23 protein-coding genes are annotated in these 23,314 nt (G+C 36.2%); 11 read left to right on the forward strand and 12 right to left on the reverse strand.

The window, feature by feature from the left end; all coding sequences use genetic code 11:
• Nucleotides 1–35: 35 nt before the first annotated feature.
• Together HX109_RS01045 and HX109_RS01050 are read right to left on the reverse strand one after the other, a co-directional pair.
• Nucleotides 36–1,916 carry a flavohemoglobin expression-modulating QEGLA motif protein gene (locus HX109_RS01045; protein ID WP_178949377.1) on the reverse strand — a complete coding sequence of 627 codons (1,881 nt, stop codon included), beginning with the start codon at nt 1,914–1,916 and terminating at the stop codon, nt 36–38.
• A gap of 144 nt (nt 1,917–2,060) precedes the next feature.
• A complete protein-coding gene (locus tag HX109_RS01050; RefSeq protein WP_178949378.1) occupies nt 2,061–3,266 on the reverse strand; it encodes a GAF domain-containing sensor histidine kinase in 1,206 nt (401 codons plus the stop codon).
• A 269-nt stretch (nt 3,267–3,535) separates the two neighbouring features.
• Here HX109_RS01050 and HX109_RS01055 point away from each other — a divergent pair, with 269 nt between their 5' ends.
• Entirely contained in the window at nt 3,536–4,579 is a 1,044-nt protein-coding gene (locus tag HX109_RS01055) for a helix-turn-helix domain-containing protein (RefSeq protein ID WP_178949379.1), read from the forward strand.
• A gap of 15 nt (nt 4,580–4,594) precedes the next feature.
• Here the strand turns inward: HX109_RS01055 and HX109_RS01060 are convergent, their stop codons facing one another.
• Together HX109_RS01060 and kynU are read right to left on the reverse strand one after the other, a co-directional pair.
• Entirely contained in the window at nt 4,595–5,389 is a 795-nt protein-coding gene (locus HX109_RS01060; RefSeq protein ID WP_178949380.1) for a hypothetical protein, read from the reverse strand.
• Between the two features lie 68 nt (nt 5,390–5,457).
• Nucleotides 5,458–6,735 carry a kynureninase gene (gene kynU, locus HX109_RS01065; RefSeq protein WP_178949381.1) on the reverse strand — a complete coding sequence of 426 codons (1,278 nt, stop codon included), beginning with the start codon at nt 6,733–6,735 and terminating at the stop codon, nt 5,458–5,460.
• Between the two features lie 148 nt (nt 6,736–6,883).
• Here kynU and HX109_RS01070 point away from each other — a divergent pair, with 148 nt between their 5' ends.
• Together HX109_RS01070 and HX109_RS01075 are read left to right on the forward strand one after the other, a co-directional pair.
• On the forward strand, nt 6,884–7,606 hold the full coding sequence (locus tag HX109_RS01070) for a M15 family metallopeptidase (protein ID WP_178949382.1): 723 nt from the start codon (nt 6,884–6,886) through the stop codon (nt 7,604–7,606).
• A 209-nt stretch (nt 7,607–7,815) separates the two neighbouring features.
• Complete coding sequence (locus tag HX109_RS01075) at nt 7,816–7,983, forward strand: DUF6747 family protein (RefSeq protein ID WP_178949383.1); 168 nt, start codon at nt 7,816–7,818, stop codon at nt 7,981–7,983.
• A gap of 91 nt (nt 7,984–8,074) precedes the next feature.
• Here the strand turns inward: HX109_RS01075 and HX109_RS01080 are convergent, their stop codons facing one another.
• On the reverse strand, nt 8,075–8,476 hold the full coding sequence (locus HX109_RS01080; RefSeq protein WP_178949384.1) for an ankyrin repeat domain-containing protein: 402 nt from the start codon (nt 8,474–8,476) through the stop codon (nt 8,075–8,077).
• A 244-nt stretch (nt 8,477–8,720) separates the two neighbouring features.
• Here HX109_RS01080 and gpmI point away from each other — a divergent pair, with 244 nt between their 5' ends.
• The 4 genes from gpmI to HX109_RS01100 all read left to right on the forward strand — a co-directional run bounded on the left by gpmI (nt 8,721) and on the right by HX109_RS01100 (nt 11,955).
• A complete protein-coding gene (gpmI, locus tag HX109_RS01085; RefSeq protein ID WP_178949385.1) occupies nt 8,721–10,238 on the forward strand; it encodes a 2,3-bisphosphoglycerate-independent phosphoglycerate mutase in 1,518 nt (505 codons plus the stop codon).
• 73 nt (nt 10,239–10,311) lie between these two features.
• On the forward strand, nt 10,312–10,896 hold the full coding sequence (locus HX109_RS01090; protein ID WP_178949386.1) for a TlpA family protein disulfide reductase: 585 nt from the start codon (nt 10,312–10,314) through the stop codon (nt 10,894–10,896).
• Between the two features lie 199 nt (nt 10,897–11,095).
• Nucleotides 11,096–11,368 (forward strand): twin-arginine translocase TatA/TatE family subunit, encoded by a 273-nt coding sequence (locus tag HX109_RS01095; RefSeq protein ID WP_178949387.1) that lies wholly within the window; start codon nt 11,096–11,098, stop codon nt 11,366–11,368.
• Entirely contained in the window at nt 11,368–11,955 is a 588-nt protein-coding gene (locus tag HX109_RS01100) for a phosphatase PAP2 family protein (RefSeq protein WP_178949388.1), read from the forward strand. The genes HX109_RS01095 and HX109_RS01100 overlap by 1 nt, the downstream gene beginning before the upstream one ends.
• Here the strand turns inward: HX109_RS01100 and HX109_RS01105 are convergent.
• The gene (locus HX109_RS01105) at nt 11,911–12,552 is read right to left on the reverse strand and encodes an O-methyltransferase (RefSeq protein WP_178949389.1); all 642 of its coding nucleotides are present in this window, start codon (nt 12,550–12,552) and stop codon (nt 11,911–11,913) included. The two genes, HX109_RS01100 and HX109_RS01105, sit on opposite strands and share 45 nt — an antisense overlap.
• Nucleotides 12,553–12,682: 130 nt before the next feature.
• On the opposite strand from HX109_RS01105, the gene HX109_RS01110 reads away from it, so the two are divergent.
• On the forward strand, nt 12,683–15,829 hold the full coding sequence (locus HX109_RS01110; protein WP_220399475.1) for a T9SS type B sorting domain-containing protein: 3,147 nt from the start codon (nt 12,683–12,685) through the stop codon (nt 15,827–15,829).
• Nucleotides 15,830–15,866: 37 nt separating this feature from the next.
• Here HX109_RS01110 and HX109_RS01115 read toward each other — a convergent pair whose 3' ends face one another.
• The 5 genes from HX109_RS01115 to HX109_RS01135 form a co-directional block, all read right to left on the reverse strand.
• Nucleotides 15,867–16,622 (reverse strand): LytR/AlgR family response regulator transcription factor, encoded by a 756-nt coding sequence (locus HX109_RS01115; RefSeq protein ID WP_178949391.1) that lies wholly within the window; start codon nt 16,620–16,622, stop codon nt 15,867–15,869.
• Between the two features lie 20 nt (nt 16,623–16,642).
• Nucleotides 16,643–16,963: a 2TM domain-containing protein gene (locus HX109_RS01120; RefSeq protein WP_178949392.1), complete on the reverse strand. Its 321-nt coding sequence runs from the start codon at nt 16,961–16,963 to the stop codon at nt 16,643–16,645.
• Nucleotides 16,964–16,973: 10 nt separating this feature from the next.
• The gene (locus HX109_RS01125) at nt 16,974–17,285 is read right to left on the reverse strand and encodes a 2TM domain-containing protein (protein ID WP_178949393.1); all 312 of its coding nucleotides are present in this window, start codon (nt 17,283–17,285) and stop codon (nt 16,974–16,976) included.
• Between the two features lie 11 nt (nt 17,286–17,296).
• Nucleotides 17,297–18,625, reverse strand: coding sequence for a 2TM domain-containing protein (locus HX109_RS01130; protein ID WP_178949394.1), 1,329 nt, complete (start codon nt 18,623–18,625; stop codon nt 17,297–17,299).
• A gap of 66 nt (nt 18,626–18,691) precedes the next feature.
• Complete coding sequence (locus HX109_RS01135) at nt 18,692–18,859, reverse strand: hypothetical protein (protein WP_178949395.1); 168 nt, start codon at nt 18,857–18,859, stop codon at nt 18,692–18,694.
• Between the two features lie 161 nt (nt 18,860–19,020).
• Between HX109_RS01135 and HX109_RS01140 the strand changes: the two genes are divergently transcribed.
• The 3 genes from HX109_RS01140 to HX109_RS01150 are packed head-to-tail and all read left to right on the forward strand — an operon-like array spanning nt 19,021 to nt 21,018.
• On the forward strand, nt 19,021–20,079 hold the full coding sequence (locus tag HX109_RS01140) for an LD-carboxypeptidase (RefSeq protein WP_178949396.1): 1,059 nt from the start codon (nt 19,021–19,023) through the stop codon (nt 20,077–20,079).
• A gap of 38 nt (nt 20,080–20,117) precedes the next feature.
• Nucleotides 20,118–20,618, forward strand: coding sequence for a GNAT family N-acetyltransferase (locus HX109_RS01145; RefSeq protein ID WP_178949397.1), 501 nt, complete (start codon nt 20,118–20,120; stop codon nt 20,616–20,618).
• Nucleotides 20,619–20,622: 4 nt separating this feature from the next.
• Nucleotides 20,623–21,018 carry a gamma-glutamylcyclotransferase gene (locus tag HX109_RS01150; protein WP_178949398.1) on the forward strand — a complete coding sequence of 132 codons (396 nt, stop codon included), beginning with the start codon at nt 20,623–20,625 and terminating at the stop codon, nt 21,016–21,018.
• A 20-nt stretch (nt 21,019–21,038) separates the two neighbouring features.
• Here HX109_RS01150 and recQ read toward each other — a convergent pair whose 3' ends face one another.
• The gene (gene recQ / locus HX109_RS01155; protein ID WP_178949399.1) at nt 21,039–23,240 is read right to left on the reverse strand and encodes a DNA helicase RecQ; all 2,202 of its coding nucleotides are present in this window, start codon (nt 23,238–23,240) and stop codon (nt 21,039–21,041) included.
• Nucleotides 23,241–23,314 lie beyond the last annotated feature (74 nt).

Below are 23,314 nucleotides of genomic sequence, written 5' to 3' on the forward strand. Positions count from 1 at the left end.
TTATTCCAGCCACCGCCCTTAATTATATTCTTTCGTTACTGGGATACAGATTCCCGAAGTTCTTCCTGTTCGCTTACCATTTTATGTATGGGGAGTCCGTCTCTTATATCCTTCAATCGGTTTTCGTATAATTTCCCTCCCGCATAACTCGGTATTAACGCTGGTGGTTGCAGTACTTTACGGTCGGTTAATTCTTTTATAATGTTTACATGATGAAAAGCAAATTTCCCAGTAAACAAAAGTTCGTATGAACCACCTTCTTTGAGGTAATTTCTTAGTTTAACCAGGCCTTTCAAATAAATTATATCTTTTAAGAAACCACCTCCCTGCATGATCCTTGAGGTAATATTAAAAGCACGCTCTTTACTAAAGCCGTACTCTTTAAACAACAATTGAAAAATCCCCCTAAAATCATAATTATCTATCAAAGCCTTCCCTGCCACCACTCTTCCGGCGAGGATTCGCAACCGGTTTACTGTGAGTCCACCTGAAAGATACTCTGCCATTACAGCTACGCCTTCCTGCATGGTATCGTAATCTGCCAAACCTATCGAGAGCTGTTCAAATGGTTGTTTGCTTCCATTAAAATAGGTAAGCACATGGGTTCCAACCTCGTGTTGAATAAGCGCTTTGGCTTCCATCCTGCCAGTTTTGTAATCCGCTGGAATATAAAGCTCCCCTTGATTGACCATCATAATGTTGACGTCCTTACGCAAATGTATTTTACTTTTAAACTGATCATCCTGATCGTGGAAATATTGAAATTCCTTTCTGGCAAAAGATGCAAACTCCCTGGCATCCATGGTAGGTCTATTTTCTTCTTCCATATCATTTGGTAAAAACCTCAAAATCTCTTGAGCATTTTTCAATAGTTCGTCATCTACATTTCCATAGAGTTTTAAACCGTTGTAAAAGAAATTTGGACTCCCACGTTCGCTCAGCATGGAAATTTGTTGATCTAATTCCTCCCTTTTTTCCCGAAAAAGATGAGACATCGCCGGATCGTCGACATCTTCGATCTTAAGATTGTAAAGTCTTCGCTTTATTAGATCGGGGTCTACCGGAAGCAGACGATAATGGTAATCCAGTATTTTCTCGAATCCCGAATTGAAAAAAGTCTTTTTAATGTTGTGAATATTCGAGGGCGATACCAACCACAGAAACTTGTAGGATCGCTCCAATCTGGAAAGCTTTTTATCTATTTCATAAACCTTATCTTTTAAAGACTGCCTGCCCAAGGCTCTAACACTTCTTACCCCACAAGACGTCTGTACGCGAATAAAATCGAATACGGCGAGATGAATAGCTTCTATGATCGAATCTTTAAAATCCCTAAAATATAAAGGATAAAATACCCCATCTTCATCATTAAATGCTGAAGGGATTTCTAAACCCACGACCAATGCCCCGCATTGTTTTGCTTTTGTAATAGTTAAAAGCTTGGCTTTTCCTTTTGGTTGTCGTTTGCGGGTGTTGGATATAGCAGCTTTAAAATACGCTCCCGACTTACTATCTGGAATATTTTGAAGCGCCTCCTGTAACGTATTTAAGGTAGAAGGCAAAATATCTTCTGGACCTTTTATACAAAATGAAGTCTTTTCTTTTTCAGCCAAAAAAAGTTCCAGCAGCATATACGATTTAAACCGTGTAGAGAGTAAATCGGAAATAGCGATTATTAACTTTTGGTATTTTTTAAAATCTTTGTTTCCTATTATAAGATAAGAAGCCTCATTGGCGGCAATTTTTTTAAGATGGTTGTTTTTTTTACTTCTTCGGTAAACCACCAAATAGGGAAACCCTGGTTCTATATGCAACAAACCTCCTCCTGGCAAAGAACAATTGAGTTCTTTATTTTCAGCAAGCTGATTTGTAATTTTCTTTATTTCCTTTTCTTCAAGATGGTTAATCTTCCACATATTTCAAACGTTCCTAAACTTTCTTATTATCTTAAAGTTATAGAAAATTGAGCCTTAACACCATCAAAATGAAGGATTTTACATAATTTTTATGCTAAAAATGGAATGATTGTTAAATCATGTTAGAGATTGTTGAAATAAAAGTTAGTCTATCGGTCTACGTACCAAAGGCATTTTAAAGGTAAAAGTGGTACGCATATCATCAGACTTCACATTTACTACTCCATTGTGTGCTTTTGCAATTTCAGAAACAATATATAGCCCAAGACCTAATCCAGATTCGTTTTTAGGTGTATGCTCTTTATAATAAGGCTTAAATAAATTATTGATTTTTGTGTCCGGTATTTTTTTGCCCCCATTGGTTACCGACATTATAAAGTTTCTATGCTCGATATACACATCTACTTGGAGCGGCTGTTTTCGGCTTCCGTGCTTTAAAGCATTCCCCAACAAATTAGATAGTAGTTGAGCGATGCGGTGCGGGTCGCATAAAACACTTTCGTTAAATTTGATATTGCTAATTACTTCCCGGGAAGGATCGAGCGCTCGCGCTTCTGCAATTACTTGCTTTATCTCTTTAAGAAGTTCTTTTCTGTCCCGTTCCAATTTTAATTTTATACCATCCCCTAAATGTCCTTTCGCAAAATCCAAAAGATTATCTATAAGCTCCTGCATACGGTAGGAAGAAGATTTTATAATATCTATCTGCCTTAACACAGGTTTTGGTAAATCTTGTTTTAATAAAATATCGGCCGACATCCGGGCTGTGCCAACAGGGTTACGCAAATCGTGCCCTAGTACGGCGATAAACGTTTCACGTAGTTCGGCTATTTTACGTTCCTCGCGCAGTTGGAGCTTTGTATTTTTGAGATCATCCGTCATTTCCAAATGCAGGGAGATTAATTCCGCATACATTTTGAACATTTCTAAAATTTCTGGATTCTTTAACTTTACTGGCTTCGGGTCGAGCGCAAATAAAGTACCGAAGAATTCTTTATTTTTTCTATAAATTGGAACTGCTATATAGCTTTGAAAACCAAATAAGGGCGGACTCGGGTGTGATGAATAGTAGAGATCTTCGGTAGCATCTTCAATTATCACTTTTTGACCGTGTTCCCTTATTTCGCTACAAATGGTATTGTTAACATCTAGTTGGTCGCCAGATTTCAGCTTAAAATTAATGTTATCCATCGAAGTACAGGTAACCCATTCTTTCTCCGTAACCCGTGAAACGGCGGCAAAACCCATGCCCGTTGTTTTACAGATTACATTTAAGATGGATGGAACAATCTTAATGTCTTGGATTGATTCCACATCCATTTGTACATCGATGTCTAATTCTTGATACATAATCTCTTAGAAGGTTAGATTTTAAGTTGAAATGCCGTTAACAGCAATACGCTAAGATACCATATTAAACGCATAATCTACCAACCAGGTAGGCATATATAATGGTTTGTGTTATTATTATTTTCGATTGCGTTAAAACGGGGTGTTTTCAAAAAAGAATTAAAGAGATAATCAGCTTAAACGTGCTTTTCCTATTGGTTAGTTTTTCCCTCAAATAAGAAAATAATTAGTAATTTAGCTTTATTCTTTCAACAACCTAAATTATATAAATGAACAGCATTAAGGTACAGTCTTTACCTATAGATGAAGTTATTCAAGATATCGCCATTGCATTGAATACCGATTTCAAAGTAATTTGCGAAGAATACATCTTAGAAATCCCAGAAAAATATGGAGAAGGAACCATAAAAGGCATCAATTTTAGTAGAGGATTGGGATTAATACAGTACAATTGTTGTTTTAAAGAAGATTTGGAAATTCAGTTTGTCGTAGATGATGTTCACCCCATAAAATTTATTTTTTGTCAAGAAGGGGATTTCTATCACCGTTTCGAAAATTCCAATAAATTAAACCACATTTCTCAATTTCAAAATGCGATAGTAGCTAGCCAAAATAGTTTTGGGCACGTATTTCAGCTAAAGGCCAATACCCAAGTATCTATTAATAGTGTGGAGGTTATCCGGGCTTTATTCGAGGAAAGGCTACGTTGCGACATGGACGATCTCGACAAAAGCTTACTCGATCTTTTTAAGGATAAAAAAGGCGCCAAACCATTTTATTATGAAGGTTTTTACAGTTTAATAATTGCCAATACCCTTAAAAATATAAATAACTATGCTGAAGAACGCTTTTTAAGAAATCTGTTTTTGGAGGGGAAAACCTATGTGGTGTTGGCCCAACAAATACTTCAGTACAAAGATGATAAAGAAAACGGCGATGAGCGAAAGCTTTTAAGACAGCATGAGATAAAAATCATTGAAAAAGCCGCCAATCACATTCAACATAATTTAAATAACCTAGACACTATTTCTGAAATAGCTTCAGAAGTAGGTGTTAACCCCAACAAACTTCAATTGGGATTTCAAGAATTATACGGTCAAACTGTTAATGATTATATTAAAAACATACGGCTCAGCACGGCCACTACCCTATTAACAGAAACAGATTTTTCAATGTTGGAAATTCAAGATCGAATTGGTATTTCCAGTAAGAGTTATTTCTCTAAAATTTTTAAAGATCATTACGGTATCTCCCCTTCAAAATTCCGGCAGGATAATAGAAATGCTCTGTTGAAAAAAAGAAAAGAAGCTTAATTCCACAATTCAATTTTAATGCCCAGAATGATCCATGGAACTGTGATTTCCGTGATGTCCGCCATGATCGTGCCCATACATTTGATTCCAAACATCGTTGGGGTTATCTAAGTAAACATACGCATGTGTCATCCAGCCGAAAACAACTGGCAGAAAAGTTCCATCAAATTTTTCACAGTCCGATTTTGAAGCAATACTGCTCGTAGGTCCATAAACGGGGGTTCCATCTGGAAAGGTTTTTTGCCATTCCTCTTTATCCCAAATAGGTTTTGGCACACATACCTTTTGGTGCAAATGCCATTGTGTTACCGACAGTGGCGCCAAATCGTTCAATTCCTCTTTGGAAGCATCCACTGGAGCGGTAATCATGGCGCCAATAAGTTTCCATCCATTCCCATCCCGCTCATAAAGAATAGATCCTGGTTTTTCTGAATTAAAACCTTTTTTCATTTCTTTTTCTGAATACTTCCTATGCACCAAATGAACAATATTCATATCTGCAGGTGGTTCGGGCGGAAAAAACTCGTACCCTTCTTCTTTTGCTACATCAATATCTTTAAACCTAATAATATTTTTTTCGATTACCTCTACCAAACTATCGGCCCTACGCTGGTCTCCATCCTGCTCCGGTAACTTCTTCGTCATTGCCATATGCGGATCGTTGGGCATTGGCATTAAAATATCGTACACCCTTATATCCGACAAAGGTGCTGAAATAGCATTGGTAACGATATTATCTACCGTGGAGGCACAGCTTAAAACCAAGCCGGCAAAGCAAAATATAAGGGCAAATCTCAGGGAATTCTTCATACTATTATTTTTAGTTTCTACTCATTAAAACACAAATAATGCCAAATTCTGACTCTAATTTAAAGTTTTTAATTGATTTGTTGAATTCCTCTTTTTAGAATTTGACCGAATTCATACATTTCTTCAAAAGAATTATAGAAAGGCGTTGGCGCCAAGCGAATAACATTGGGTTCCCTCCAATCGGTTATCACTCCGTTTTCCATTAGATAATCGAACAACTCCTTTCCTTGTCCATGAAGAAAAACCGATAACTGGCAACCTCGCTCTTTAGGGGTTATTATTTCAAAAATAGTAGTGTCTCCCAATTCGGCATCGATAGTGTGCAAAACAAATTCTAGGTAAGCGGTTAAAACATTACGCTTTGCTATAAGCTCATCCATTGAGACTTCATCGAAAAGGGAAAGCGATGCCAAATAAGGTGCGATGGACAAAACTGGAGCATTGCTTACTTGCCAAGCTTCGGCATTGGACATAGGGTGGAATTCTGGTTCCATTAAAAAACGTGTTTCCTTTTTGGTGCCCCACCAACCTTCAAATCGAGGGATATCTTTTTTATCTAAGTATTTTTCATTTATATAAGCGCCAGAAGCGTTACCCGGCCCACTATTCATATATTTATAGCTGCACCAGGCTGCAAAATCCACTCCCCATTTATTTAATTCCAATTTTACATTGCCAGCAGCATGCGCTAGATCCCAACCAACAAAAGCTCCATTTTTTTTACCCGCTTTGGTAATGGTTTCCATATCGAAAACTTGACCGTTGTAATAATTTACACCTCCAATTAAAACCAGTGCCAATTCATCTCCAACCGCATCAATCTCTTTCACTACATCTTCTGTACGCCAAAAGTTTTCACCTTTGCGCTTTTTAACCTCAACAATAGCTTCCTTAGGATCGAAGCCATGAAACCTAACTTGACTGGCCAACATATACTGGTCTGAAGGAAAAGCTTTTTCCTCACAGATTATTTTAAATCTTTTTTTGGTGGGTCTATAAAAAGAAACCATTAATAGATGTAGGTTTACAGTAAGTGTATTCATAACAGTGACCTCTTCTGGCTTAGCCCCTACCACTTTTGAAAGAGGTTCCGAAAGGCGTTCATGATAATCCCACCAAGGCTTTTCCGCTTTAAAATGACCTTCAACAGCAAGTCCCCCCCAATCGTTCATGATATCATTTATATATTTCTGGCTACGTTTTGGTTGTAATCCCAGTGAATTCCCGGTAAAATAAATCACCTTTTTCCCATTGATTACCGGGAAAATAAATTCATCTTTATAAACCGCTAATTTATCTTGAGCATCTAATTTCTTTGCGAAATCACGTGTGTTTTCAAACTGCATGTGGCATTGTTTTTCACAAAAATAGGCACTTAAATTGGAAGTGGGAAGTTTTAGCCTTCATCCATTTCTTTCGATAAGGGAATTTCTAAAAATTTGAACCTGTCGATTCATCAGAAAGAATTACATTTATAATTAATTCTATCCTAAAATGAAGCTATTGAAAATTTTTAAATCTGTTTGTCTACTTGTATTATTGATAACGGTTAAAACTACGTTTGCCCAACAGGAATATTCTGAAGAAATACTTATAGGAAAAGGAGACCCTGCATTGCATGGGGAAGGAATCGGACTTCAAGAAGAGGCTTACCAATCTTTTCTAAAAATGAAAGACGCTGCCAAACAAGAAGGCATCGATTTAAAAGTAGTTTCTGGTTATCGAAATTTCGACAGGCAAAAATCCATTTGGGAGCGAAAGTACACCAACTATACCGCTGGAGGTTTATCGCCCGAAGAAGCTATTAAAAAAATAGTGGAATATTCTACTATTCCCGGAACAAGCAGGCATCATTGGGGGACTGATATAGATATTATCGATGGTTCTAAAAAGGTTGATGGAGATGTTCTGGATCCAGGTAAATTTCATGGCAACGGCCCTTTTTGCAAGCTTAAAGAATGGCTCGATAAAAATGCGAATACTTATGGGTTTTATTTAGTTTATACCGACACCCCAAAAAGAAAAGGTTTTAAGTACGAACCGTGGCATTTTAGCTACCGCCCTATTTCTAAACCTATGCTGGAAGCTTACAAAAAACTGGATATCATTTCTATTTTAAAGCGCTATCAACTTATGGGAAGTGAGTATTTAACAGAAACGTTTATGAAAACTTATATTACCAACAACATCTCTGATATTAATCCGGAATTAAAATAATATTCTCGGTTTTTGGGATAAAAAATTTATCGAAGCTACCATTTAACAAAAATAATGACTTCTTATCGTTTCAGTAGGGATCTCATTTTTAATGCTTTGAAAAATGTAGTAGTTTTAAAATAGCATTAAATGCATTCCCAAAACTCTATACTTTGTAAATAATCTATTTAAAGCTAAAATTATTTATTAATTAGTTTTAAATATTTTGTATGACAACACTTTTACTCCTTAAAGAGCTTTATTCCAGCTCCTTTTCAGAATTAAAGAACAATTATGTGGCAACGCTTTTAAAAGCTGTAATGTGGTTTACCATTGCATGTTTTTTAATAGCAGTGTATGCATTTTTTTACCGCCTTTTTACCGGGTTTCCTATTTAAAAGAAGGCAAATCCCGAGAGCTAACATAAAAAATCCCGCAGTTGCGGGATTTTTTTTAGATCGCTAAATCAAATTAATTAAATTCTGAGATTTAAGAATTCAATGCTTTCTCCAAAACAGCTTGTGCATCTTTGGCGTTAGATAATTTTGCATACTCCATAGCCGTATATCCCTTACCGGAACATTTTGTTTTTAAATCGGCTTGGTGTAGAACCAATAGCTCCAAAATATCTGCACGATTGTACCTAGCAGCATACATGGCTGGTGTCATTCCATTGGACTTTTCGTTTACATCTGCTCCCAAACTGATTAATTTTTGTACCGTGGCTAAATCTCCCTTAACAATAGACATGCAAAAGGGCGAGACTTTTGGTGAAGGCTTTACGACCAAAATGGTGGTAGCTGTTTTAAATTCTTTTTCGTTTTTTGATGTGTTTGCAAAAGTTATTCCGGCAGACAGGAATAAGGCGATTACAAGTGCTAACTTTCTCATAATATTTAGTTTTACTGGTTATATTAAAAAGACGCCGCACCGCATAAATTGTTTCACTACTAATTTAGCTTTAACGTATGTTTAACTTCTTTCTGTTAATTTTAACCTATTCTACATCAGAATGTTATAAAAACAACGCTTTAAGGTTATTATTTTACGGTATGAAACATCACTGCAAATATTGGCTTGGCTGCTTTCCGCAAAAATTTTATAATAGTATCTTTGAAGTATAATTAATACTGATATGGACAAAAAAGTAATACTTATGATTTTGGATGGTTGGGGAAAATCCCCAGATCCAAAAATATCTGCAATCGATAATGCAAACACTCCTTTTATAGACTCTTTATATTCAAAATACTCAAATGCGAATTTGTTGACCGATGGTATGAATGTTGGCCTTCCGGAAGGACAAATGGGAAATAGTGAGGTTGGACATATGAATTTGGGAGCGGGACGAATTGTATATCAAGATCTTGCCAAAATAAATATGGCAGTTGAAAAAAATACACTTGCTGAAGAAAAAGAGCTTAAAAAAGCTTTTGAATACGCCAAAGAGAATCAGAAAAAAGTTCACTTTTTAGGACTTTTGAGTGATGGAGGGGTGCATTCCCATATCAAGCATTTAGAAGGACTTTTGGACGCTACCAATGCCTACGGATTAAAAGATGTTTATGTGCATGCGTTTACAGATGGCCGTGATGTGGATCCGCATAGCGGAAAAGGTTTCATAGAAGAAATACAAAAACATTGTGCCAAGACCAATGCAAGGTTAGCCTCTGTTATTGGTCGCTATTATGCCATGGACAGGGATAAACGTTGGGAGCGTGTAAAATTGGCTTACGACCTTATTGTAAACGGTCAGGGAGCTCCTTATAAAAATGCATTGGAAGCCATTCAGGAAAGCTACGACAATGATGTAACCGATGAATTTATAAAACCAATTGTATTACAAGATGCCGACAACAATGCTATAGCAAAAGTGGAAGAAGGAGATGTAGTCATTTTCTTCAATTTTAGAACCGACAGGGGAAGGCAATTAACACAAGCCTTGTCTCAAGAGGATTTCCATGAGCAAAATATGCACAAATTGGATCTGTATTTTGTGACCATGACCAATTACGACGAAACTTTTAAAAATATCCATGTAGTGTACAGCAAAGATAATATTGTTGACACACTAGGTGAAACCATTTCCAAAGCAGGGAAAAATCAAATTAGAATAGCAGAGACCGAAAAATATCCACATGTTACTTTTTTCTTTAACGGTGGAAGGGAAGAACCTTTTGCCAATGAAAAAAGACTACTCTGCCCTTCACCAAAAGTAGCTACTTACGATCTAAAACCAGAAATGAGTGCCTACGAAATTCGCGATAGCATTGTTCCTGAACTGAAAAAAGGAGATGTTGATTTTGTGTGCTTAAATTTTGCCAATCCCGATATGGTTGGGCATACAGGAGTTATGGAAGCAGCTATAAAAGCTTGTGAAGCTGTAGACGAATGTGCCAAGGATGTAATAACAACCGCTTTAGAAAATGGTTATTCCACCATCGTTATTGCCGATCATGGAAATTGCGATACCATGGTAAATCCAGATGGTACACCAAATACAGCACACACGACAAATCCAGTGCCGCTAATCCTTGTCGATGAAGACATCAAGAAAATAAATGATGGAGTGCTGGGAGATATTGCCCCAACCATTTTAAAAATGATGGGGATAAAACAACCCGAAGCTATGACCAGACATTCTTTGGTATAAGCATTTATAAAAAATTTAAAAGTAACCTTTGATGTAATTTAAAGGTTACTTTTATAGTTTAAAATTAAAAATCATGAAAAAATATATTTTACTTAGCTTTTCCATAATTACCCTTCTTTCCTGCAAGACCAAAGCTCAAAAGGAAACGGCTGTGAGTGCTGCAGATACGAAAGAAATAGAAGAAGTTTCAGCTACTTCCGAAGAACAAGAAGTACAAGAGGAAATCCTGGTAGGAAAACACACTCGGGAAGATCTCACTGTAAAGCCTTATAACGAATGGTTTGAGAGCGGTTATAAGGAATATGAACCCAAAGAAACTGTCGTAAAAGACATAAAATCTTTAGCTGAAGGGGTTAAGGTGAAAATTTTTATGGGAACTTGGTGCAGCGACAGTCAACGGGAAGTGCCACATTTTCTCAAAATTATGGATGAAGCAAACTACAGTTATGAAGACTTCGAACTCATAATGATGACAAGGGATAAAACAACCCCGGAAAACCTAGAAAAAGGATTAAATATAACCAATGTCCCTACTATCATTTTTTACAAGAATGGCGAGGAAATAAATCGAATTGTGGAATATTCCATAGAAACTTTAGAAGAAGACATCCTTGCTATTTTAAAGGGCGAAGATTATAAAAATGCGTATGCCGATTAATTAATGGATGTTGCTTTTATTGAGTAGATAAAAAAGCTTGTAACTGGCATTGCTGAAAAAGATTTTACTCAGTTTTTTGTAGCATCATTTTTTAAAATTGGAAAATGTTTTTGGCTTAGCGTTAAATGTTTTCTTTTTTGGATATAAACTTCGTTATATTTGTATTGACTTTAGGGTCAAATAAAAAGGAAGAAAAAATATGTTTTTATTTATAAGTGGAGCAGAAATTGTATTCGTTCTATTTCTGGTAGTGATGATTTTTGGAGCCGATAAGCTTCCTGAGATTGCTCGTGGATTGGGAAAAGGTATGCGTCAACTTAAAGATGCTACTAATGAAGTAAAGTCTGAAATCCAGAAAAGTGCCGATAAAAATGGTATCAATACCGATTTCACAAAAGATATTAAAAAAGAAATAGGCGAAGTAAGGGACGACATTGAAGAATTCTCCGGATCTGTTAAACGTAAACTTTAATGTTGAAAAAACTCATCGATTACGATCGAGATCTCCTCATTTTTTTAAACAATTTAGGTGTAGAAAACTACGATAAGTTCTGGGGAACTATCACCCAGCCTATAACTTGGATTCCACTTTACATTTTAGCCATTTATTTAATTTATCGAGCCTATAGAAGTAAAGGTTTCCTAAAGGTTTTATTACTCGCAATAAGCACTTTATTAGTTACTAGCGGATTTACGCACCTTGTTAAAGTTTGGGTGGGTAGAATACGCCCTAGTGGAAACGAAGATTATATTGATCTTTTACGGGTTTTGCTGGAACCTACTTCTTTTAGTTTTTTCTCGGGACATGCCGCCACTTCTTTTGCAATGACCACATTTTTCGTCCTTGTTTTAAGGCACAAATACAAATGGATTACCATTTTTTACGTTTGGCCCCTTCTATTTTCCTTTAGTAGAATTTATGTTGGCGTGCATTATCCATCAGATATTTTAATAGGTTCCTTGGTTGGAACGCTCATGGCCTATGCCTTTTACCAAATCCATAAGAGGTGGGTGCTAAATTACCCTGCTCATCGTGAGACCATCCCGAATAGGCAATAAAACTGTTTCTACCCTGGGATCTTCTTTTAGCTTTTTATTATAGTCCAACAACGCTTCGGTATTTTTGTCTTTGTCATCCAAAGGCTCCACTACTTTTCCACTCCAGAGAACATTATCAGATAATATGAGTCCGCCGCTATTCATTTTCCCAATAATTAAATCGAAATAAGCACTGTAGTTAGGTTTATCGGCATCTATAAAAACCAGATCGAAGTTGGTTTCCAATATAGGAATTATATCCAGCGCATCCCCCGTATATTGCTTTATCTGGTTTGAGTAGCCACTTTTCTCAAAATATTTTTTCTGAAAATCTTGCAGCTCTTCATTAATATCGATGGTATGAAGCAGTCCATCCTTTTTAAGTCCTTCAGCTAAGCAAATTGCGGAATAGCCGGTATACGTTCCTATTTCCAAAATTGTTTTTGGTGAAGTTAATTTGGATAAAATACTCAAAACCCTTCCCTGAAAATGCCCGCTCAACATTCTTGGGCGTAACACCTTTAAATTGGTCTCCCGATCCAGTTCTTTTAGCAATTCCGGTTCCTTTTCAGTATGTTCGGTTACATATTTCTCTAAAGCGTCTGATAAAAAATGCATTTTTCTCTTTTCTGTAAAATTAGTGATTTTACAATGTTTAAAAATAATCTGAAATAACTAATTAATTCATGTTAAAATTTAAGTAAGTTTTCTATATTTAGAAATACTAAACTTACTCTTTATACCAATAATGAACCGACTACTTTTACTACTATTCTTTTTTCTTCTTCATTCAAAAACAATATATTCTCAAGTTTCAACAACAGAAAAAGCTGCCTTGCAAATACTTTTTAATTCATTGGGGGGACCAAATTGGAATAGTGAGACTGATGCCGACCCAACCAATGATTGGGATTTTAGCGGCCCCGTTACCAATAATTGGTTTGGGATTACCGTAGTGGGCGGACATGTGGTGGAAATTGACTTGAATGCTGATAATAATGACCCCTTTACCAAACATAATCTATCTGGTACTATTCCGATAGAAATACAAGATTTGCAATATCTCAACCTTATTGATTTATCAGATGGTAAAATTGCAGGCGAAATTCCAAAGGAAATAACCAAACTCAAAAACTTAAAATATTTGAACCTTTCGAACAATATTTTAGGGGGCAGTATTCCTATTGAAATTACCAATATGATTTCGTTGGAAACACTTATTCTAGGATCTAACAGTTACAATAGCACCACTATTTATCCAGAATATGTTAATCTAACAAACCTCCATACTTTAGATTTGAGGGGCACCAATTCAATTGGTAGCATTCCAACATCTTTTGGTTCCTTTCCCAAAATAGAAATTTTAAGGTTGGGTTCTAATGAACTCTCTGGGACTATCCCTTTAGAATTAAGTAATCTATCCACATTGATGGAATTGCATTTAAATTACAACCAACTTAGTGGCAACATACCCCCAGAACTCGCTAAAATACCCAATTTAAACAGGCTGTTTTTACTATCAAATAACTTAAGTGGTACCATCCCGCCAGAACTTGGACAAATTACAACGCTCAACATGTTGTGGTTAGGTGAAAATAATCTAAGTGGAACGATTCCTAATTCACTAGGTAATTTAACTTTTTTGTTTTCGTTGATGTTAAATCATAATCAATTAATTGGTGAAATTCCTTCAAGTTTCAAAAGTTTAAATAACCTGAATAGTATTTGGTTAAATAATAATTCTTTATCGGGCGGGATGCAGGAATTCCTTCATTTATCTTCTGCGCTACAATTCTGTGATATATCTAATAATGAGTTCGAGGGTAAACTTCCAGATCATACTAAAAACACACACTTAAATTTTCTGAACTTCTCTGAAAATCAATTCCAATTCGGCGATTTTGAAGACCAATTTACATATCTACAAAATAATGTATCTACTTTTATAGATAACCCCCAAGCAAAAGTAAACGATTCCAAAACCCTTACTCCATGCGCAAATACCAATGTTACACTAAGCACGGTTGTAAGTGGAAAAGCTAATAAGTATCAATGGTTTAAAGATGGGGTTGAAATAAGTGGGGCAAATAGTGCCGATTTTACCATTTCCAATGTGCAATCTTCCGATAATGGGGAATATTCATGTAAGATTAGCAGTACCATAGTTACAGATTTAGTCTTGGAAAGAAACCCAATTACTATAAACGTAAATAATAATGTACCAGCAGCTAGCATTATTGGTGATTTTTACGAATGTGATATTGACAATGATGGTTTTGCTACATTTTCTATCGACGTGAACGCGTTGGAAAATCAACTAACACAAGGCCAGAGCGGATTATCCATTTCGTACTTTGACACATCTGGAAACCCAATCAATCTAATTTCTTCTTATACAAATAACACTGCAGATAAAGAAATAATTACAGCTAGGGTTACCAATGCATCTGGATGTTTTGATGAGACACAGTTTTCATTCATTGCTATCCCATCCCCAGTAGCAGACAGCCCAAGCAATGTAGAGGTATGCAATTCTTATGTGCTTCCTAAACTAAATTCGGGAAACTATTTTACGGAGCCAAATGGAAGTGGAAATATGCTTGTTGATGGCGACAGCATAAGTAGTACCCAAACTCTCTATGTGTATGCTGAAAACGTAAATGCTTCTTTTAAATGCTCTGATGAAAACCAATTTACCATAACAATCCTCAACGCTTTGGAAGACATCCCTTTAGACGTTGAAGCATGTGATAGTTATGTGTTGCCGCCATTAAATTCTGGAAACTATTTTACGGGTTCTGGAGGAACGGGAACACCTTTGTTTACCGGAGACGAAATTACAAGTTCACAAATTATCTATGTTTATAAGGAAAAGAAAACCGCCACCACTATTTGTACCAATGAAAATTCGTTTTCTATTATCATAAGTACAACCCCCACCGCGAATCCAATAACAGATATTTCAATTTGTGATGATGATTTGGATGGAACGACTCGTTTTAATCTAAGCCTACAAGATATGGAGAAGCAACTTTTGGGAGGGCAATCTAACATGATTGTAAGTTTTTATCATCAAAATGGAGATGAAATAACCAATTTTTCATCGGTTACCAATCAGATTCCTTTTAAAGAAACGATTACTGCCAGAGTTTCCAATAATTTTGGCTGTTACAAGGAAACGAGCTTTAACTTAATTGTAAATACACCTGCCCCAAATAACTTGTCAACAAATTTAGCCATTTGCGCTTCAAACGGAGAGCAAATTTCTATAAACACACAACTCTCAAGTACCGATTACACTTTTAAATGGTTACCGACAGGAGAAACTACTCCTTCAATTCAAGTAGATCAGTCAGGAATATATTCTGTTGAAATTCAAAATAAATTAACATCTTGCTCCATCACTTATACTACTGAGGTAAAAGAATCCCTTTCTCCAGTAATTACAGGTGTGATGGTAAATGGAAATACGGTGGAAGTAATTGCTGAGGGTAACTTAGACGATCTTCTTTATCAATTAAATTCGGATGAGCCGCAAAGAAGCAACATTTTCCCAAATGTTCCGGGAGGATCTCATATAGTAAGAGTAATTAGCCAGGTTTGTGGGAGCGATAGCAGAAAAATAAATGTAATTGACTTCCCAAAATTCTTCACTCCAAATGGAGATGGTTATAACGATTATTGGCAAATACTAGGATTGAACCCTAACACACAAGCACTTTCAGAGATTTATATTTATGATCGGTACGGAAAACTAATTTCTAAAATAAATCCTTTAAGTAACGGGTGGGATGGAACTTTTAACGGTTTTCCTCTACCTGCATCAGACTATTGGTTTAGTGTACAGCTTGAAGACGGAGAGAATTTCATAGGCCATTTTAGCTTAAAAAGATGATCCCTAAATATAGTTTCGCTTTCTGAACTCATTAAACCTAGCTCAACCAATCTTTAAAATCTTTTACCCGCTCACGGCTTACAATGATTTCTTGTTCATTAAAATTCAAAAGTTTTAATTGCAATCGAGCGTTGGTATAGCTTATAATGTCTTTTACCGCATCAATATTAATACAGAACTTTCGGTTCACCCTAAAAAATTTCTCTGGGTTTAATTCTTCCTGGACAGTCTCTAAACTGCCATCCAACAAATAACTCCGGTTTTCCATGGTATGCAAATACGTTCCCTTGTTTTCACTGTAAAAACAAACAACCTCGTCCAATGGAATAAGTTTTATATGCTGTCCTACTTTTACCGTAAAGCGCTTTCTGTATTCGCGTTCCAGCGGATTTACTAAAAGCTTTTTAATATCCTCGAAGTTTAGTTGCACTTCCCTGTTGATCGGTTTGAAGTCTTGATATTTTTTCACTGCTAGTTCCAATTCTTCATCATCAATTGGTTTTAAAAGGTAATCAATGCTGTTCAGCTTAAAAGCCTGCAAAGCATACTCATCATAAGCCGTAGTAAAAATAATAGCACTTTTTACGGTGATTACATCAAAAATTTCAAATGAGAGTCCATCTGATAATTGAATATCCAAAAATATAAGGTCCGGATGGGTGTTGTTGGAGAACCAAGCGATGGATTCTTCTACGGAATGCAGCACTTGGGAAACTTGCACATTAAGACTTTCCAACATTCGCTGCAGTCTTCTGGCTGAGGGAGCTTCATCTTCTATAATTATTACATTCATAATTTTTACATCTTACCAATTTATCCCAAGGACTGTTCATGCTGTTTCTCTTCTTCCATGTATTTATCAATTTGCTGCTGCTCCCATTCTTTAGAGAAAAAAATGTTTCTTCCAAAGGTATGCAACGCATGAAAGATTAATCCAATACCCCAAAAAGCCATCGTTAAAAAATTAGTCCATTGCCAAAAACTTTCTCCGGTTTTTAGGGTAGAAATAAAGAAGTGTACCATTATAAAGCCGTTTATAATTAGAAAAACCGCCAAATGCGAATAAAAACTTTTAAGTTCTTTCACCCTTCTTTTCGCCTTTTGTAATTTAAGGTTATAATTTTGATTTGTCATAATGCACGCTTTATTCCCAACGGGAGGATTTATAATTATCGTTATCCTTTTCCATATACTCTTTTATTTTACGTTCTTCCCAGTTTTTGGAAAATGCGGGGTTCCAACCATATATTTTAGCGGCATGAAACAAGAGTCCGATTCCCCACGGTCCGGCTGCCCACAAAAACCAAGGATACCTCCATTGGTCTATATAATAATTTATAGCTGCCAAGACACTTATAACTAACACGTAGGAAGTTAAACTGTTGTAGAACTTTTTTAATTCTTCCACCCGTTCTTTAGCCTTTAAATATTTGTTTTGTTTGTCTAGATTTTCCATAGTATTATTTTTTAAAAATCTTTTTCCATATACTCACGTATCTTTCGCTCTTCCCATCGTTTGCCCCACAGAGGGTTGTACCCAAAGGCTTGCATTCCATGGGTAAGCAAACCGATTCCCCAACCTAAGGTTGGAAAAATAATCCAAGGGAAACTGGTGGTTTGGTAATTTAGCCATGCCAAGAATGGTATCACGATTAAGTAGGCCGTTAAGTTTCCATAAAACCCTTTTATGGCATCAACGCGTTCTTTGGCCCTTTTGTAACGCTTGTCTTGAATGTATGTTTCTTGTGTTGTCATTGTTGCAATTTGTTTTGTTAACATTGGTATTTTTACTTGAAAGGATTTTTTATCCTTTTCTATAATCACATCCCTATCTGTTAGGAGATGGTAACGCTGCTGAATATTTACAAGTCCTACCCCACTACTTTTTTTAAGTACAGATTTTGGCTGAAGGTTGTTTGTAACTATTAAATAATTATCACTTTCTGTGATGGTAATTTTCAAGGGGTTTGTTGGATTTACCTGATTGTGCTTTACTGAATTCTCCAAAAGCAATTGTAGTGATAGTGGCACTACTTTAGCTTCTTTGTGCGATAAACTATCGGATACATTAAAAAGGATGCTGTCTTCAAATCGCATTCTTAGCAAACTTATATAAGTATGGGCAAAACTTAACTCCTCCTCTACAGTAACCAGTTCCTTATTTTTTTGTTCCAACACGTAGCGGTACACTTTAGATAACGAAGTGGTGAATTTTTGTGCGGCTTGCGGATTCTCGTCTATCAAGCTGGTCAAGACATTTAAACTATTGAACAGAAAGTGCGGATCTAATTGGTTTTTAAGCGATTCGAATTGCGCTGTTGCCCTTCCAGCAATGACCTTTTGCTCCTTAAACTTCGATTCTTGCTTTGTTTTATAATAATAAAAGGCTAAAAAGGAAAAGGAAATAATTACCGTTATTACAAGTGTTGGTACAAAATCTGCAATCCGTTGATTTCCCAAAGCATTTTGAAAATCGGTTCCATATCTTACCATCAATCCAAACGCATTCAAGAAAAAAGTCAAAATACTGGTAATCACTAAAGAAATTACCAAAAAAATGGACATTACAGGGATGGTAAAAATCTTTCTTCCATACCTCCCAATTAAATACCTGATAAAAGTGCTATGCGCGAAATAAAGGGTTATGGTAAAAACTTGATTAATTAAAAACTTGGTTATTAAACTTTGATCGAAAGAGGGAATATGTCCATTCACAAAATTGATAAGGTTAATAATTAGGAAAATTATCACTCCTATAAAAAATGCCCTTCCAAGTTCTTTAATTATATTGATCATCTTACAGTTGGGTTACGTATACTACCGCTTAAAGTTAATGAAATATACCACAGTTAATGCTTCAAATTAAAATTGAAAAGCGGGTAATTCTTCGTGTGCATCAAGAAAAAAAGTGCTGTTTGCCCTATGTCCTGCTAAAGAATACAAGTTTGAATAGCTCCATTTTTCGGTTGTTTCCTCGCTCTCTATAAAACTGAAAAGAAAAAGGATGAAATAATAAATAAGTCGTATCATAATGGTTGTTGGTTTTGTTATACAGTATCAAAATTGTGGATTTTAATGCGTTTTCAAAAAACATACTTACCGAGTTGTTGAATTTGAAGGATGAATTGCAGTAATCCCTACCGAAATAAAAAATTTAAGTAGCTTTGAAGATCTCAAAAGTTATTTTTTTTATGAATCGAAGAAAATTTATCACCCGTACCGCACAGGTTTCCGCCCTTTCTGCAGTTCCCATATATCATACTTTCGCCCAAGCTCCCAATCTTTCAAAGAGTATAAATGAGAATGTACTTCCGAAGAAATTAAAAAAAGGGGACACTGTAGGCCTTATTGCGCCAGGCTACGCACTATCCCAAAAAGCCTTGGAAAACGCAATTACAAACGTAAAGGCAATAGGATTTGTACCTTACCATACCCCAAGAATCGTAGGGAATTTTGGATACTTCAGTAACACCGATAAAGCACGAGTGGAAGATATACATGAAATGTTCCTTAATCCAGATATCGATGCCATTTTTTGTGCCAGGGGCGGTTATGGCTGTACCCGTATCTTAAAAGACATTAACTTCGATTACATTCAGCAAAATCCTAAAATATTGCTAGGTTTTAGCGATATCACAGCTTTGGTGAACAGTATTTACCAAAAAACGGGCATTGTAACTTTTCATGGGCCAGTGGGCACTACATTAAACAACGATTATAACCGGGAGCAGTTAGAAAAAATAGTTTGCCATGCCAATAACAGCATTCCATTGGCCACGGAAACTTTTACCGCAAGCCAGACTATTGCCGATTCTACTTTCGAGCAATATGTAATCAACCCAGGTATCGCCAAAGGTAAGCTTGCCGGTGGAAACCTCTCCTTACTATCGGCTATGACGGGAACCGATTTTGAAGTAGATTATACCGATAAAATTGTTTTTATTGAAGAAATTGATGAAGATCCTTATCGCGTAGATAGAATGCTTACCCAATTATTGGATTCTAAAACCTTTAAAAATGCCAAAGGAATTGTACTCGGTGTCTTTAAAGGCTGCGACGACCCTGATAGAAGCAATTCTTTTAGTCTGAAGGAAGTGATCCTAGATCGAATTAAACCGATGAATATTCCGGCCATTTATGGTTTTTCAATTGGTCATATCGATAATAATTTAACGCTTCCCGTAGGAATCAATGCGCAACTCAACACCAATAACTTTAGCTTAGAATTACTAGAAAATAGTGTTTCTTAAAGATTTTACGGCTTAGGTTTTTGTTATACCTTTACAGTATGATATTCCAAACCAAGAGATTAACCGTAAGAAAGCTAAGCATGGCCGACCTCGATCTGTTCCATAAAATGCAGAACGACCAGGCTGTTATGCGATACATTGGCGGAAAAACATACTCACTGGAAGAAAATAAAACCGACCTTAAAAATATCTTGAAATTCTACAAAAACCCGAAAAACGATTTTTGGGTATGGGCCATTACCTTTACAGAAACCAAGGAATTTTTAGGCACTATTGCGCTGGTAAAAAATGAAAAAGAAGAATATGAAATCGGTTACCGACTTTTAAAGGATTATTGGAAAAGAGGGCTTGGAAAAGAGGTAACAAACGGACTCATAAAATATGCTTTTGAAGTAAAAAAGATTAAAGAAATAGTGGCTTATGTAGATAAAAACAATGTTACTTCGGTACGTATTTTAGACTCCACATTTAATTTTATCAAAGAATTTTATAACGAGCAGGACAATTGTATTGATCGTTATTACAAACTCTCCAATTAAAACCATGCATGTTTTTGTTTATGGAACCCTTCGCAAAGAGTTTCAAAACCCTGTTGCTAAATTTTTAAGAAAGCACAGTAAGTTTATAGGAAAAGGAACTGCCCCAGGTCATCTATACGATCTCGGAAGTTTTCCCGGAGCTGTTTTTAATGCACATACTTCGGAAGTTATTCACGGTGAAATCTATTTTATTCAAAAGAATACTGAAGCTGTTCTAGCTGCACTAGATCGGTATGAAGGGATAGATGACCCAAATTTCGATTACTATGAAAAAACAGAGGCCCTGATTAAAGTGAATAACACTTCCATTAAAGCCTCTGTATATAATTTTAAAAAGTCTACCGTTTCTTTTAAAAAAATAGAAAGCGGCGATTATTCCAGTTATCTAGGCAACCCTTAAATAAAAGACAATTTTGTTCTTTAATTAGCGACATCGCTTATAAATTTTATTCGGTACAAGCGAATTTCATCATCTTCATAATCTCCATCAAACTCTTCCATGGCATGGGATATCTTATCGTCTTCCGCCTCTATAAAATAATCGTGCAGTTCTTCCTGTTGATCTTCATCCAGCATTTCGTCCAACCAATAATCCAAATTCAGTTTTGTTCCCATATAAACAATCTGCTCCATTTCCTTAATAAGGTCATCCATAGACAGTCCCTTGGCTGCAGCGATATCGTCCAGTGGTAACTTTCGGTCAATATTTTGTATCACGTATAACTTTAAGGCAGAATTGGCTCCGGTGGATTTTACCACCATATCATCTGGTCTTACAATATCATTTTCTTCAACATATTTCTTTATAAAAGCGATGAAAGGCTTACCAAACTTTTTGGCTTTTCCATCCCCTACTCCGTGAATATTGGACATTTCTTCCAATGTTAATGGATATTTAAGCGCCATATCTTCCAAAGAAGGGTCTTGAAAAATAACAAAAGGCGGAACTTCCAGTTTTTTGGCCTGTTGCTTCCTTAAATCCTTGAGCATTTTAAGCAATTGCTCATCGGCGACAGCACCTCCAGTTTTTCCAGCCGTTACAATGGTATCGTCATTAGCATCTTCATATGTATGATCTTCGGTCATTAAAAATGAAGTAGGATTTTTTAAATACTCCTTTCCCTTGTCCGTTAAATGCAATACTCCATACTGTTCAATTTCTTTATGCATCATTCCGGTAACCAAAACTTGACGGATCAAGGCCATCCAATAAGCCGCGTCATGGTCTGTCCCCGTTCCAAAGAACGGGCGTTCATCGGTTTTATGGGACTTTATAAGGGCATTGACCTTTCCTACCAAGGTATTTACAATCTCTTTCGCTTTATATTTTTCTTTGGTGTCCTTTATGATTTTTAAAAGCTTAACAACATCCTCTTTTGCTTCATGCTTTTTCTTAGGGTGCCGAATGTTATCATCCATGGCTGCCCCTTCCCCGTTTACCTCATCAAACTCTTCTCCAAAATAATGAAGGATATATTTTCTTCGAGACATAGAAGTTTCCGCATAAGCCACCATATCTTGCAATAAGGCGTGGCCAATTTCTTGTTCTGCCACTGGCTTACCGCTCATAAACTTCTCTAATTTTTCAATGTCCTTGTAAGAATAAAAGGCCAAGCAATGTCCCTCTCCTCCATCTCTTCCAGCGCGACCTGTTTCTTGATAATAACTCTCAATACTCTTAGGGATATCATGATGTATAACAAAGCGAACATCGGGCTTATCGATACCCATACCAAAAGCTATAGTGGCCACAACCACATCTACATCTTCCATCAAGAACATATCTTGGTGTTTGGCTCTTGTTTTAGCATCTAAACCTGCATGATAAGGAACAGCTTTCACTCCATTTACCTGTAGTGTTTGCGCCAATTCTTCCACCCGTTTCCTGCTCAAACAATAAATAATACCAGATTTACCCTCGTTCTGCTTTACAAAACGAATAATATCGGCATCCACATTTTTTGTTTTAGGCCGTACTTCATAGTATAAGTTGGGCCTATTAAAAGACGCTTTAAAAACTTCTGCACTGCTAACACCTAAGTTTTTTAGAATATCTTCCTGAACTTTTGGAGTAGCCGTAGCGGTTAAGGCGATAATTGGAATATCGTCGCCCAGTCGTTGAATAATGGTACGTATATTTCGATATTCGGGTCTAAAATCGTGCCCCCATTCCGAAATACAATGCGCCTCATCCACGGCGACAAAAGATATTTTTACAGTTCTAAAAAATTCTACATATTCTTCCTTCGTCAACGACTCTGGAGCTACGTATAACAATTTAGTAACACCGTTTGTAATATCGTCTTTTACCTGTCGAACTTCCGTCTTATTGAGCGAAGAATTTAATACATGGGCGATGCCTTTATTGGAAGAAATTCCGCGGATGGCATCCACCTGATTTTTCATTAAAGCTATTAAGGGGGAAATTACGATGGCTGTACCGTCTTTTACCAATGCTGGTAATTGATAGCAGAGGGATTTACCGCCACCGGTAGGCATTATCACAAACGTATCACGATCATTCACGATATTTTCTATGACCTGCTCTTGCAAACCTTTAAACTGACTAAAACCAAAATATTGTTTAAGCGCTCCTTGCAAGTCAATTTCAGCTGAACTCATCCTTTCGTTTTACTATTTTATATACATTTGCACTACTAAAGATACTATTAATCTTTAGTTATAACAAATTCTAA

Origin of the sequence: Galbibacter sp. BG1 (genome assembly GCF_013391805.1) — a bacterium.
In the GTDB taxonomy this organism is placed as follows: domain Bacteria; phylum Bacteroidota; class Bacteroidia; order Flavobacteriales; family Flavobacteriaceae; genus Galbibacter.

Coding starts and splice junctions, on each gene's coding strand:
- HX109_RS01045 (WP_178949377.1), bottom strand. CDS start 1,916: ATGTGGAAGATTAACCATCTTGAAGAAAAGGAAATAAAGAAAATTACA.
- HX109_RS01050 (WP_178949378.1), bottom strand. CDS start 3,266: ATGTATCAAGAATTAGACATCGATGTACAAATGGATGTGGAATCAATC.
- HX109_RS01055 (WP_178949379.1), top strand. CDS start 3,536: ATGAACAGCATTAAGGTACAGTCTTTACCTATAGATGAAGTTATTCAA.
- HX109_RS01060 (WP_178949380.1), bottom strand. CDS start 5,389: ATGAAGAATTCCCTGAGATTTGCCCTTATATTTTGCTTTGCCGGCTTG.
- kynU (WP_178949381.1), bottom strand. CDS start 6,735: ATGCAGTTTGAAAACACACGTGATTTCGCAAAGAAATTAGATGCTCAA.
- HX109_RS01070 (WP_178949382.1), top strand. CDS start 6,884: ATGAAGCTATTGAAAATTTTTAAATCTGTTTGTCTACTTGTATTATTG.
- HX109_RS01075 (WP_178949383.1), top strand. CDS start 7,816: ATGACAACACTTTTACTCCTTAAAGAGCTTTATTCCAGCTCCTTTTCA.
- HX109_RS01080 (WP_178949384.1), bottom strand. CDS start 8,476: ATGAGAAAGTTAGCACTTGTAATCGCCTTATTCCTGTCTGCCGGAATA.
- gpmI (WP_178949385.1), top strand. CDS start 8,721: ATGGACAAAAAAGTAATACTTATGATTTTGGATGGTTGGGGAAAATCC.
- HX109_RS01090 (WP_178949386.1), top strand. CDS start 10,312: ATGAAAAAATATATTTTACTTAGCTTTTCCATAATTACCCTTCTTTCC.
- HX109_RS01095 (WP_178949387.1), top strand. CDS start 11,096: ATGTTTTTATTTATAAGTGGAGCAGAAATTGTATTCGTTCTATTTCTG.
- HX109_RS01100 (WP_178949388.1), top strand. CDS start 11,368: ATGTTGAAAAAACTCATCGATTACGATCGAGATCTCCTCATTTTTTTA.
- HX109_RS01105 (WP_178949389.1), bottom strand. CDS start 12,552: ATGCATTTTTTATCAGACGCTTTAGAGAAATATGTAACCGAACATACT.
- HX109_RS01110 (WP_220399475.1), top strand. CDS start 12,683: ATGAACCGACTACTTTTACTACTATTCTTTTTTCTTCTTCATTCAAAA.
- HX109_RS01115 (WP_178949391.1), bottom strand. CDS start 16,622: ATGAATGTAATAATTATAGAAGATGAAGCTCCCTCAGCCAGAAGACTG.
- HX109_RS01120 (WP_178949392.1), bottom strand. CDS start 16,963: ATGACAAATCAAAATTATAACCTTAAATTACAAAAGGCGAAAAGAAGG.
- HX109_RS01125 (WP_178949393.1), bottom strand. CDS start 17,285: ATGGAAAATCTAGACAAACAAAACAAATATTTAAAGGCTAAAGAACGG.
- HX109_RS01130 (WP_178949394.1), bottom strand. CDS start 18,625: ATGATCAATATAATTAAAGAACTTGGAAGGGCATTTTTTATAGGAGTG.
- HX109_RS01135 (WP_178949395.1), bottom strand. CDS start 18,859: ATGATACGACTTATTTATTATTTCATCCTTTTTCTTTTCAGTTTTATA.
- HX109_RS01140 (WP_178949396.1), top strand. CDS start 19,021: ATGAATCGAAGAAAATTTATCACCCGTACCGCACAGGTTTCCGCCCTT.
- HX109_RS01145 (WP_178949397.1), top strand. CDS start 20,118: ATGATATTCCAAACCAAGAGATTAACCGTAAGAAAGCTAAGCATGGCC.
- HX109_RS01150 (WP_178949398.1), top strand. CDS start 20,623: ATGCATGTTTTTGTTTATGGAACCCTTCGCAAAGAGTTTCAAAACCCT.
- recQ (WP_178949399.1), bottom strand. CDS start 23,240: ATGAGTTCAGCTGAAATTGACTTGCAAGGAGCGCTTAAACAATATTTT.